This window comes from Clostridium folliculivorans (assembly GCF_024341905.1).
In the GTDB taxonomy this organism is placed as follows: domain Bacteria; phylum Bacillota; class Clostridia; order Clostridiales; family Clostridiaceae; genus Clostridium_AR; species Clostridium_AR folliculivorans.
In genome coordinates, this window is sequence record NZ_BQXY01000001.1 from 452277 (window position 1) to 464635 (window position 12359).

General features: G+C 33.2%; 12 protein-coding genes. All 12 read left to right on the forward strand.

What is annotated here, in order from left to right; translation table 11 throughout:
- The first annotated feature begins 373 nt into the window (after positions 1-373).
- Positions 374-772: a flagellar basal body rod protein FlgB gene (flgB, locus tag OCU55_RS01970; RefSeq protein ID WP_261850639.1), complete on the forward strand. Its 399-nt coding sequence runs from the start codon at positions 374-376 to the stop codon at positions 770-772.
- Between the two features lie 6 nt (positions 773-778).
- Complete coding sequence (flgC, locus tag OCU55_RS01975; RefSeq protein WP_206869060.1) at positions 779-1186, forward strand: flagellar basal body rod protein FlgC; 408 nt, start codon at positions 779-781, stop codon at positions 1184-1186.
- Positions 1187-1198: 12 nt separating this feature from the next.
- A complete protein-coding gene (fliE, locus tag OCU55_RS01980; protein WP_183278487.1) occupies positions 1199-1504 on the forward strand; it encodes a flagellar hook-basal body complex protein FliE in 306 nt (101 codons plus the stop codon).
- Positions 1505-1522: 18 nt separating this feature from the next.
- A complete protein-coding gene (gene fliF, locus OCU55_RS01985) occupies positions 1523-3094 on the forward strand; it encodes a flagellar basal-body MS-ring/collar protein FliF (protein ID WP_261850640.1) in 1572 nt (523 codons plus the stop codon).
- Positions 3095-3097: 3 nt separating this feature from the next.
- Positions 3098-4114, forward strand: coding sequence for a flagellar motor switch protein FliG (gene fliG, locus OCU55_RS01990; RefSeq protein ID WP_261850641.1), 1017 nt, complete (start codon positions 3098-3100; stop codon positions 4112-4114).
- Positions 4098-4847, forward strand: a complete 750-nt coding sequence (locus OCU55_RS01995) for a FliH/SctL family protein (RefSeq protein WP_261850642.1) — start codon at positions 4098-4100, stop codon at positions 4845-4847. The genes fliG and OCU55_RS01995 overlap by 17 nt, the downstream gene beginning before the upstream one ends.
- 115 nt (positions 4848-4962) lie before the next feature.
- Positions 4963-6273, forward strand: coding sequence for a flagellar protein export ATPase FliI (gene fliI / locus OCU55_RS02000; RefSeq protein WP_280923789.1), 1311 nt, complete (start codon positions 4963-4965; stop codon positions 6271-6273).
- A 6-nt stretch (positions 6274-6279) separates the two neighbouring features.
- Positions 6280-6720, forward strand: a complete 441-nt coding sequence (fliJ, locus tag OCU55_RS02005; protein WP_261850644.1) for a flagellar export protein FliJ — start codon at positions 6280-6282, stop codon at positions 6718-6720.
- A gap of 5 nt (positions 6721-6725) precedes the next feature.
- Positions 6726-8399, forward strand: coding sequence for a flagellar hook-length control protein FliK (locus OCU55_RS02010; protein ID WP_261850645.1), 1674 nt, complete (start codon positions 6726-6728; stop codon positions 8397-8399).
- A gap of 11 nt (positions 8400-8410) precedes the next feature.
- Positions 8411-9097 carry a flagellar hook capping FlgD N-terminal domain-containing protein gene (locus tag OCU55_RS02015; protein WP_261850646.1) on the forward strand — a complete coding sequence of 229 codons (687 nt, stop codon included), beginning with the start codon at positions 8411-8413 and terminating at the stop codon, positions 9095-9097.
- Positions 9098-9107: 10 nt separating this feature from the next.
- Entirely contained in the window at positions 9108-9494 is a 387-nt protein-coding gene (locus tag OCU55_RS02020; RefSeq protein WP_261850647.1) for a TIGR02530 family flagellar biosynthesis protein, read from the forward strand.
- Between the two features lie 89 nt (positions 9495-9583).
- Positions 9584-12316 carry a flagellar hook-basal body complex protein gene (locus tag OCU55_RS02025; protein ID WP_261850648.1) on the forward strand — a complete coding sequence of 911 codons (2733 nt, stop codon included), beginning with the start codon at positions 9584-9586 and terminating at the stop codon, positions 12314-12316.
- The last annotated feature ends 43 nt before the right edge of the window (positions 12317-12359 follow it).

Sequence of the window (12359 nt, forward strand, 5' to 3'; positions counted from 1 at the left end):
ATCTAAATTACTCAATAAAATTATAAATTATTTATGATGACAAAATTCGATATTTTATATATAATCAATTCATGGTGACGAACAATTCAAATTAGCTTGAATATTCTGAAAATTATAGCTAAGGTGTATCTTGTAAAAATTTAAATGCACAAATTTAATTATTTTTTACATTTAGTTAAAATTTAATCTAGAAAAATATGAGAAATTGAGATATAATTTTTAACATAAGTTGTTTTTTTACAAAAAAGCTTAGTTTATTACAAAAAAGTATAAAAAAAATACTTTATTTTTAAAATGTTAATAGTAAAATATAAATAAATAGAAAATGTTTTTAGAATTACAGTAAAAAATGTTCGAATGGTGGTGGAATATAATGACAATTAGTAGAGTTGATTCAGATAATTATACTTATAATCTTATTAAGAGAGGTTTAGATGTTTCTTCATTAAGATCTAAGGTAATCGCTAATAACATGGCAAATATAAATACTGCAGGATACAAAAGAAGTACAGTTTCTTTTGAAGATACACTTAAAGATGCATCAAGTGATATAGAAAATACAGGATACACTAATGTTGATGAAAATAGTTATGGACAAGTTAAATTGGACAAAGATACTTCTTCAAGTATGAGAACAGATGGAAACAATGTAGATTTAGAATCAGAAAAAGTAAATCAAGCAGCTAATACACTGCTTTACAATGCGTTGATAACTCAAGCTAATAATAAACTTAGTACGACTAGATATGTTATTACTGGTGGTGGGAGGTAATAGGTAATGGGAAGTTTGTTCAGTGCTCTAAGAATAAGTGCAAGTGGTTTATCTGCAGAAAGATTAAGATTAGATACAATATCTTCTAATATAGCTAATGCAAATACTACAAGAGGTGAAAATGGTAAGCCTTATGTTAGAAAAGTAGCTGTATTTCAAGAAAACTTAGACGGTGCATTAGGTATGAACGGGGTAAAGGCTGTTGGTATAGAAGAGGACAAGTCACCTCTAAAAAAAGAGTATGATCCTACTAATCCTGAAGCAGATAAAGATGGATACGTAACTATGCCAAACGTAAATATATTAAATGAAATGGCAGATATGATCGCAGCATCAAGATCATATGAAGCTAATGTTGATACTTTAAACGCAGGAAAAAGTATGTTTATGAAAGCTTTAGAAATAGGTAAATAAGGAGAATAAAATATGAGAATAAATAGTTTTGTACCAGATACAAAGGTCTTTGAAAAAGATATAACACAAAATACTCAAGACAATACTGCAAATGGTGGAGTAAGTTTTCTGGATACATTAAAAGAGAAGTTAAATGAGGTAAATGATCAACAGATACAAGCAAATGATCTAACTGATAAATTAGTAAAAGGCGACAATGTAGATGTACATCAAGTAATGTTATCTACTGAAGAAGCTAAAATGAGTTTAGAATTAGCAGTACAAGTTAGAAATAAGTTGTTAGATGCTTATCAAGAAATAAATAGAATGCAGTTGTAATAGATAGGAGTGCTACTAATGAATAAGCTATTAGAGAGCCTTAAAGGTTTTATGGAAAAAATTAAAGCTATGAGTAAAGGTAAAAAGATAGCTTTAGGTATCTCTCTTTTAGCTGTGGTGATCGCAATCATAAGTTATACTATTATATCCGGTAATAATAAGTACGGAATACTATTTTCTAATTTGGCTGCAGATGATGCTCAAGTTGTTACAACAAAGCTAAAGGCAGACAAAGTTGATATGAAGATATCAGGAAGTAGTATTCTCGTGCCTAAAACTCAAATCGATGAGTTGAGACTGGAACTTGCGCCACAGCTAACAGATGGGAGTAAAGGATACGAACTAATGGATAGTGGTAGCTCCTTCGGTATGACTGATGAGGAGTTTCAATTAAAGAAGTTAAGAATGCAGCAAGGAGAGCTAGAAAAGACAATCAAGAGCTTTAGTGAAATTGAAAGTGCAAGAGTACATATAACCCCTGCTGAAGATTCGGTTTTTGTAAAAGATAAGACACCAGGTAAGGCTGCTGTATATTTAAAACTTAAATCAGGAGCTAAATTATCAAATGATCAAGTTAAAGCTATGGTCTCTTTAGTGTCAGGTGCTACTGAAAACATACCTAAAGAAAACATAGAAGTTGTAGATGATAAAATGAACCTTTTATCAAAAGGATTATACGATACAAATGGTGATGAAGTATCGTCATCAAGCATTGAACAAAGACAAGGTTTACAAGCAGATTATGAAAAGAATCTAGAGAAGAATATAGTAGAACTTTTAGAACCTGTAATAGGTAAGGACAAGGTTAAGGCTAAAGTAAGTGCTACTTTAGATTTAGATTCAAAACAAAAGACTGTTATTACATATGACCCAAATAAAGTTGTAAATAAAGAACAAACAACTAAGCAAACAGGAACCGATAGTAATGGAACTACTTCACAAAGTCCAGTTGATAACAATTCCTCTAATACTATAGCTGCAACTACTGGAGGACAAAATATTAGTTCAAATGAATCTCAAAATGTTGAGTATTCAGTTGGAAGCACTGAAGAAAAAACAATAAGTGCTCCAGGAGAAGTTAAAAGAGTAACAGCATCTGTAATAGTTGATGGGAAAATGGATTCTGCAACACAAGACGCAATAAAAAATATAGTTTCAAGTGCTATTGGATTTGATCAAAATAGAGGAGATTCAATAAATGTCCTTGGAATGAGCTTTGATCCAACTGATAAGGCAGCAATTCAGAAAGAGATAGATCAAATGAATGCTGATGCAGCTAATGAAAAGAAAATGGCCCTTTATAAGACTTTAGGGGTAGCTGGAGCAGCAGCTTTAGTATTAATAGTTGGTATTATATTAGTAATTAGAAGGTTTAGAAAACCAGCTGAGGAAGAAAGACAACATATACTAGATGTAGTTGTGAATGATAGAATAGATCCAAAGGATATAGAGAGATTTGAACCAATTAACTTTGATGTTAATAATGAAAAGACTCATATGGAAAACGAAATCAAAAAATATGCTACTGATAAACCTGAACAAGTAGCTGAGATAATTAAGTCGTGGTTAGCAGAGAATGAGAGGGGATAGGTAATGCCAAGAGAAGGTACTAAATTAACTGGAATGCAAAAAGCAGCTATACTTTTTATCACTCTTGGTCCTGAAGCTTCTGCAGGAATCATTAAGAAGTTACCAGAGAGTGAGATACAAAAGATTACGTATGAGATAGCTAACATCACTTCAGTTAGTGCAGAACAAAGAGAAGAAATATTAAATGAATTTCTTGAAATGAATAAAGCAAGAGACTATATAGTTGAGGGTGGAATGGATTATGCAAGAGTCTTGTTATCAAAGGCTCTTGGACAGCAGAGAGCAGCAGAAATATTAGAGAAGGTGTCAGAAGTAACTCAGCAGTATAGACCGTTTTCTATTGCTAGAAAAGCTGATGCACATCAATTACTTAATGTTATTTCAAATGAACACCCTCAAACTATTGCCTTGATTTTATGTTATCTTCAAGCAGAAAAAGCAGCTCAAGTTATAGCAGAATTACCTGAGGAGCTTCAAAGTGATGTTGCATTTAGAATTGCAAGCATGAACAACACCTCACCTATGGTAATAAAAGAAATTGAGAAGGTTTTAGAAAGTAAATTATCATCTATAGTTAGAACAGAAGTAACCAGCTTAGGTGGAGTTGATACTTTAGTTGATATATTAAATCAAGTTGACAGAACAACTGAAAAGAATATAACTGAAAGCTTAGAAAGAGAAGATGCAGATCTTGCTGAAAAGATTAAGAGTAGTATGTTTGTATTTGAAGATATCATCACTCTTGATGATGTATCAATTCAAAGAATACTTAGAGAAACAGATGCTAAGGAATTGGCACTGGCACTTAAGGGATGTTCTGAAGAAGTGGCAAATGCTATATTTAAAAATCAATCTAAGAGAGCCGCTGCTTCATTAAAAGAAGATATGGAATTCTTAGGACCAGTAAGACTTATGGATGTTGAAAAAGCGCAACAAAAGATTGTTTCTATAATTAGAAGATTAGATGAAGCTGGAGAAATAATTCTAGCAAGAGGTGGAGAAGATGCAATCATCCTTTAGTGTTATTAAAAGTAATATTGTAACTTCAGGAAATAGTAAAAAGATAAATACTGATTATGAACAAAAGAGCCTTATGGAAGAGATGCTTTTAAACGATCCTGAAGAAGCTGCAAGAATGGTTGAGAGTTACAAAAATATTGGTGAAAATATAATAAAAAATGCCCAAAGACAAAAAGATGCAATGCTAGAAGCTGCGTATGTACAAGCTCAGGAATTAGAGCGAGAAGCCTATGAAAAAGGTTATAGGCAAGGTACTGAAAATGGCTATGAAGATGGCTATAAAGAAGCTTATGAAAAAAATATAGAATTAGCTAAAAATGAAGCTAATTCTATCATAAGCAATGCTAACAATATGCTGTTTTCTGCAAAGCAAGAATATGAAGCATATCTAGAAGACAAAAAGGAACAGATCATAAGATTATCAGTGGAAATGACTGAAAAGATATTAAAAGAGAAATTGGGAACAGAGCATGGTCTGGACTCTATAGTTGAGGATGTTATAGCTGAATCTAAAGGCACAAAAACTTTCGTTATTAAATGTAATTCTATACATATCGAATCTGTTAAGGCACAACTTGAACTATGGAAGAGTAGGTTTATTATACAAGGTGAGATTTTTGTTATAGAAGATTCTTCACTTAATCCAGGTAATGCAGTGATAGAGAAGGAAAATGGAACTGTAAAAGTAGGTATTGATATATCAATGGAAAAGTTAAGAGAGGCTCTTCTATAGATGTACCACTTCGAACCGAAATGTATTTTTAAAACTATCACGGCTTCTGGTGAGAGAATTTAAAAATAATAAGTTTTATTACGAAGTGGTACATCCTTATAACAGGAGGTATATGATGATCTCGATTGATTTTGAAGCAATAATCAATAATTTAGATGAAGTAAACTTCAATCATTATGAAGGTAGAGTCAAGAAGGTAATAGGTCTTACTATTGAAGTAGAGGGAATCAGGGCCTTTGTAGGAGAACTTTGTACCATATATAATGAAAGAAATAAACCAATAAAATGTGAAGTTGTAGGTTTTAGAGATGATTCAGTAATACTAATGCCCTTAGGTGAGCTCATAGGTATTTCACCAGGATGTAAGGTGGTACCTGAAGGCAGACCTTTAAGTGTTAGATGCAGTGATGAGCTTCTTGGTAAAATGTTAGACGGACTGGGAATGCCTTTTGATGGCAAAGAAATAAATAGTGGAGAATACTATCAGCTTGATAATTCGCCTCCTGATCCTATGAGAAGAAGAAGAATTAAGGATGTACTTCCAACTGGAGTAAGAGCAATTGATGGATTTTTAACTTGTGGTGATGGACAAAGAATTGGGATATTTGCAGGTAGTGGAGTTGGTAAAAGTACAACTTTAGGAATGATTGCAAGAGAAGCTGAAGCAGACGTAAATGTAATTGCATTGATAGGGGAAAGAGGAAGAGAAGTTCTAGACTTTATTGAAAAAGATCTTGGCCCTGAAGGTATGAAAAGATCAGTAGTAATATGTGCTACATCAGACCAGCCAGCTCTTGTAAGATTAAAAGGAGCCTTAACAGCAACTGCAATAGCTGAGTATTTTAGAGATAAAGGAAAAAAAGTTATTCTTATGATGGACTCGGTAACTAGATTTGCAATGGCACAAAGAGAAGTTGGTCTAGCGATTGGAGAGCCACCAGCTACTAAGGGATATACACCTTCTGTTTTCGCAATGCTACCTAAATTGATGGAACGTGCAGGTACCTCAGATAAAGGATCAATAACAGCTTTCTATACTGTACTTGTTGATGGTGATGATTTTAATGAACCAATTGCCGATGCTGTGAGAGGTATACTTGATGGACATATAGTGCTTTCTAGAGCATTAGCTCATAAAAACCACTATCCTGCTATAGATGTACTAAACTCCGTATCAAGACTTATGCCTACTATAGCTGAAGATGTTCATAAGGAAGTAAGTTCTTTTGCGAGAGATCTTTTAGCTACATATAAAGAATCAGAGGATTTGATAAATATAGGAGCTTACGTAAGAGGTAGTAACAGAAAAGTGGATATGGCAATTGATTATCATGACTTCATAATAAACTTTTTAAAACAAGGAATAGATGAAAAATCTACATACGAAGAAAGTAAAAATAGACTTATTTCAATGTTTAAAGGGTAGGATATCATGGCAAATGGATTTAAGTTTAGTCTTCAAAAGGTTCTAGATATTAGAGTAGAAAAAGAGGAAGAAAGTAAAAGACTTTTTCAAAATACTCAAAGAGAAAAGATAATAATTGAACAAAATATTAAAGAGATGAATGAAAGTTTTGAACAATATAAAAGCATAAAAAGTGGTGAATCAGCAGCTTATCAGAAGATAAAGAGAAATTACTTAAATGCTTTAAGTGTAGGAATACAAAATAAAGAAAAAGAACTTGCGAATAAAGACAAAGAATTGAACTACAGAAGAGAAGATCTTAAGAAGAAACAGATAGATAAGAAAACTGTTGAAATACTTAAGGAGAAAAGATATGAAGCTTTCATCAAAGAGCTTGATAGACAAGAGCAGATTACAAATGATGAATTTGCTTTATATGCTCACCTTAGGAACATTGAAAGGAGGTGAATAAAGTGAATATAAGTGGAATTAGTAATGTACTTGATTTAATGCAGGTTAGTTCAAGCAATCAAAGTAACCAAGCTGTAAATAGTAAAAATAATAGTAATCAAAGCGATTCAAAGTTTTCTTCAATTTTATCTAAAACAGCAGCAAATAAGACTGATGTAGATAATAAGGATTTAGATGATAAATCGGATGATAGCAAACTAGACAATACATTATCACAGCTTAAGCAAATTAAAGAACAGTTGGATAGCAAGGGCGATAGTCTACAAAAACAAGTATCTGAGATTTTTCCTGAGGAAAAACCTGAAGTAATAGCTTCGATAGTTGATTCTATAAAGCAGATTATTAAAGAAGCCTCTGCAGGAGATAAAGATATAAATAGTTTACTAGGGGCAGCTGTTAATACAACGCAAGATAAAACCGATGTAGATAATAGTAATTTCCAAGGAAATAATAAATCTGATAAAGATAATAAAGGAAATGATGTAGATAAACTTGTGGCAATTTTGGCTATGTTCTTGATGGGTAATAATGCTCAAGTAAATAATGAAACTACCACAGCAGATGCTGCTAATAATAAAGGTTCTGATTCTGAAGGCTTGTTATCAATAAAAGAAGCATTAAGCAATGTAAAACTTATGGATTTAGCTGTTAAGGATTTTGTGAGCAACAATGGTCAAAATATTGATTCTACTGCAAGTGCACAGACAAAATCATCAAGCATAGTTGCAGAAATTATGAATTTACTTGGAAAAGTTGATGATTCACAAACTCAAGGGACCTTACAATTAGATGATAAAACAAAGGAAAATTTACAAAATCTAATTGAAACTGTTGTAAATGACAAACCACAAGATGATAATTCATTAAAATCAAGTGCAGATACAAAAGATATTAAACAAGCTATTCTTGACTTAATTAATATGAAAAATGGTGTTAAGGAAAGTGATTTACAGCAAGATGGTACAAGTAAAGACAAAACATCAGCAAATGTAAATAACTTGTATGTAGCTACTAGCAGATTCAGATCAAATGAAAATAATGTATCTGTTGATAGTTCAGCAAAGAAGATAACTTCTGATTCTAATGATGGTGATAAATTACTTAAATCTATTATTGGTGATAAGGATAGCAATGTTCAGAGTAAGTTTTCGATGATGGTTGATCAGATGAAAAATAATACTCAAGCTGTTGCAACTCCAAATGAACAACCTGTTATTAATAGAAATACGATGATAAATGATATAGTTAAATCAATTAAGTACATGGAAAAGTTAGATGTAAAGGAATTAACTTTAAAAACTAACCCAGGAAATTTAGGAGAAATAACTATAAAACTAACTTTAGATACAAATAGTATGAAAGCTACATTAACAGCCAACACAAAAGAAGCATTTAGTCTTTTGAATGATAATCTGAAGGAACTACAAAAGAGTTTAAGCTCTAATGGGATAAAGATACCTGAAGTTGCTATCGAGCTTAGAAATGATAATTACAATAATCCAAACAGAGATCCAAACTCTCAAGCAGCGAACTTTGGATTTGGAAGTGAACAAAAAGAAAATAGAAATCAAGGAAATAGCAGTAGAGATGGCAGCAATATAGCAGAAGATGATATAAGTATTGAAGAAAATAGTAGACAGGCTACCTTAAATAACAATCTTAATTATTTAGTATAGGAGGTGTAATAATGGCAACTGATATAAATTCAACTAGCTCTGTGCAAAATTATGACGGATCAAGAGCTACTTCAAGAGGTACAACAATAATACAACCTGGTAAGGATATGGACAAGAATTCGTTTTTAAAGATTTTATCTGCAGAGTTGTCAAACCAAGATCCAGATAACGCAAAGGACAGTACACAGTACATATCACAGATGGCACAGTTCACTTCAATGGAACAAATGGCAAATTTAAATACTACAATGAGTTCTTTTGCATCTAATTCACTAGTGGGTAAAGGTGTTACTATGAAAGACCTTGACGAAACCGGAACTCCATATACAGGAGTAGTAAAGGCTGTAAGTACTAAGAATGGGGAAACTACAATCAGCGTAGCTGTAAATGTAAATGGACAAAATCAGTATAAAGATTTCTCGATGAGTAATATTGAATCTGTTTTGGATGTACCAGACAGTACTATAGCACCAATAACAAATATCAATGGAAATATGTCTTTCTTATCAGCTGCATCACTAATTGGTAAGCAAGCAGAATTCTCAGATAAAGATAGTGCTGGTAATGCTTACAAGGGAATTGTAAAGGGTGTATCAAAGGAAAATGGAGTTATAAACTTATCAGTTAAGGTTGATGGACAGGATACTCTAAAGACGTTCACTTACGATAAGCTTACAAAAGTAAATGCTGTAGAATAGGGTGGTAGGTGTGAGTTATAGGATAGTAAATGGTAAACCGTATTTAGTTGGTAACCTAACTGCACCTTTAGAAACAAAAAAAGAGAATACTGATGCTAGTAAGAAAAGCTTTAAAGATATATTAGATGAGAAAATAAGCTTAAAAGAATATGGATATAAGATTTCTAATCATGCATCGGAAAGATTAAAGGATATAAAATTCTCAAAAGCAGATTACATGGAAATTCAAAGAGGATTTGATTTAGCCAAGGAGAAGGGTGCAAAGAATACGGTCATGGTATACAAGGATGTGGCTTTGATTGCAAGTGTAGAGAATAATACAATCATAACTGCGGTAGAGAAGAATAGAGCTCAGGAAAATGTATTCACAAACGTAGATAGCGTAGTGATTTTATAAACAAGAGGCTGGACCTAAGATGGGGGCCTCACCTTGTGGAAGGATAGAAGCAAGGTATTTTAAATTAAAATTTTGGGAGGTCAATATATATGTTAAGATCAATGTATTCAGGAATTAGTGGAATGAAAGCAAACCAAACTAAGCTAGATGTTATAGGTAATAATATAGCCAACGTTGGAACTACAGGATTTAAATCTTCAACTGCAAGATTTCAAGATATGCTTAGCCAAAGTGTTAAGGATTCTATGGCACCAAATGCAAACCAAGGTGGTGTAAACTCAGCACAAGTTGGTCTTGGAGTTAAACTTGCGAGTATAGATTCAGTAATGAAGCAAGGTAACTTACAACCTACAGGAAGAGCTTTAGATATGGCTATCGATGGAGATGGATTCTTCATGGTTAGTAAAGGTTCAGCAGTATTTGGGGACAATCAGTTAGAAGTAAACCAAAGATCTGGTGCACATAATATAACTGCTCAATCAATGACAAATTCAGGTGCTCAACTTATGTATACAAGAGATGGAGCTTTTAGCTTGGATGAACAAGGAAATCTAATAACAGCAGATGGATACAGAGTTATGGGATATGCATTAAGTAATGATGATACATCAGTTGCTCCAAGTAGTCAAGCACCAAACAAAGTTAATTTAGATGGTTTAGATATTAAGTTTGGTCCTGGATCTGCTTTAAATGGCTATAAGGTTGTTGCTGGTCAAATAGGACCACAGACAGTTACGTCAGCTGTAGTAGACTCGGCAAATAAGCAAATTGTAGTTAATGGAGATTTTGCAACTACTGGAGCTCTAACAGGAGCACAGGTAGAATCTGCTATTAACAAGGCACTTGACTCAGCTGGAATAGCTCAGAGTGTAACAGTTGCAGGTAAAGCAGATGTAATTCCTAAGTTATCATCTGAAAAAGCTTTAGGAGGTCTAGATGATGCTGCACCAGGTAATGTAACTGCTGGAGGATTAACTTTCCAATTTGGTAATGGAAGTCAATTAGAAGGATATACTATAGAACTTGGTAAAATCGGAGCTAATACAACAACTGATGCTCACATCCAGACTACAGCTCCAAAGAAAATTATAGTAGATGTAGATATGGTAAATGGAAATGTAAGTAATGATGATATAAAGAATATCATAAATCAAAGATTAGGTGAGCAAAAGATTACTCAAACTGTAGACAAGATAACAGGATCACTTGCAAGCTTATCACAATCAAATGTTGCTACTGATAATCTTGGTTCTTATAAAGCTCAACCAGGAACTGTAGATGCAACAACTGGAGCTGCAAAAGCTAATATCGGCGGCTTAGCGTTTAATTTCACTAATGGTGGAAAACTAAATGGGTATACAATAAAATATGGTGATACAACTCCTACTTCAGCTGTTGGTGTAACTGTAGATAAATCAAACATGGTTATCACAATCACAGGAGATTATACTACAGCAGGAACTTTAGGTGCAAATCTTACTTCTTTACAAACTGCATTTAATAATGAATTAAGTAAGAATGGTATAAGTGCTCCACAATTAAGCAGCGTAACAGGAAGTGTAACAACTTCACCAGTAACAGACTTAGGAAAGATAGATAATGGTAGCGATGACAGCAAGCCATCAGATATTACAGTTGCAAACTTAAAGTTATCTTTCCCTGTGGGATCAGCTTACAATGGATATAGGTTCCAAATAGCTGACGTAGCACCAGCTACTCCAGGAGTAACTGCACAATGTGATGCTACAAATAAGATTATAACAATCTCAGGAGATTTCTTGAATCCAAATGGAGTAAGTTCAACACAATTACAGAATGCAATAAAATCTGCAATATTAAGTGCTTCTCCAGCAGTACAAACAAATGTTGCTACTGATCCAGTAGTAAATGCTGCAAATTATGATACTAACTATGCTATTACAGTAGGAAGCGGAACAGGAAAGACTTACACAAGCCTTGTATCAGACAATATCTCTGGAGGTTCAGATAAGCAAGCTCCTCAAATCAAAGGTGAAGTTTTAGGCTTAACTTTTGCAGCAGGTCCAGGAGCAGCCTTAAATGGATATACAGTACAAGTTGGTAAGGTTACCCAAGGAACTGATACAACAGTTGATGTTGATACTGTTAATAAAAAAATAATAATAAATGGAGATTTTGTAACACCAGGTATTGCTATAGATAGATTAAATAGAAAGTTAAATGATGCTTTAAGTAGTGCTCAAATAAATCAGACTCTTTCAGTACCAACTACTTCAACTGTAAGGAAATTAAGTGATTCACAAGCCTTTTCTGATATTTCAGATGGAGGTACTCCAGTTGAAAGCTTAGATGGTAATGGAGACGTTGCTTTTGTTGATGGAACTAAGGTTGTAAAGGCATATGACGGAGCTTTAAAAACTCTAAGAATACCAGAAAAGGTTAAAATACCTGGAACAGATACAGAACTTAGAATAAAAAGCTATACAATAGATAAAAATGGTATAATAAACGGAGTTCTTGAAGATGGAAAGGTAGCAGCACTTGGACAGGTAGCAATGGCTGGCTTTAAGAATGCATCAGGACTTACTAAACTTGGTGGTAACCTTTATTCTCAATCAGTAAACTCTGGAGAAGCTACTATAAAGAGTGGATCAAACACTAGAGATGATGATAATAGTAAGGGATTCGGAGATGCACTTCAAGGTATGCTTGAAATGTCAAATGTTGACCTTGCAGAACAATTTACTGATATGATAACTGCTACTAGAGCTTTCCAAGCAAGTAGTAAGATGATCAATACTGGTGATGAAATACTTCAAGATATAATCAACTTAAAGAGATAGTAAAAAATATATGGGACATCTAAATGATGTCCCATACAACTAA

Bases quoted from the DNA above. Each gene is read 5' to 3' on its own strand.
- fliF (WP_261850640.1), top strand. From the start codon at position 1,523: ATGAATAAGCTATTAGAGAGCCTTAAAGGTTTTATGGAAAAAATTAAA.
- OCU55_RS02015 (WP_261850646.1), top strand. From the start codon at position 8,411: ATGGCAACTGATATAAATTCAACTAGCTCTGTGCAAAATTATGACGGA.
- flgB (WP_261850639.1), top strand. From the start codon at position 374: ATGACAATTAGTAGAGTTGATTCAGATAATTATACTTATAATCTTATT.
- OCU55_RS02025 (WP_261850648.1), top strand. From the start codon at position 9,584: ATGTTAAGATCAATGTATTCAGGAATTAGTGGAATGAAAGCAAACCAA.
- fliE (WP_183278487.1), top strand. From the start codon at position 1,199: ATGAGAATAAATAGTTTTGTACCAGATACAAAGGTCTTTGAAAAAGAT.
- flgC (WP_206869060.1), top strand. From the start codon at position 779: ATGGGAAGTTTGTTCAGTGCTCTAAGAATAAGTGCAAGTGGTTTATCT.
- fliG (WP_261850641.1), top strand. From the start codon at position 3,098: ATGCCAAGAGAAGGTACTAAATTAACTGGAATGCAAAAAGCAGCTATA.
- OCU55_RS01995 (WP_261850642.1), top strand. From the start codon at position 4,098: ATGCAATCATCCTTTAGTGTTATTAAAAGTAATATTGTAACTTCAGGA.
- fliI (WP_280923789.1), top strand. From the start codon at position 4,963: ATGATCTCGATTGATTTTGAAGCAATAATCAATAATTTAGATGAAGTA.
- fliJ (WP_261850644.1), top strand. From the start codon at position 6,280: ATGGCAAATGGATTTAAGTTTAGTCTTCAAAAGGTTCTAGATATTAGA.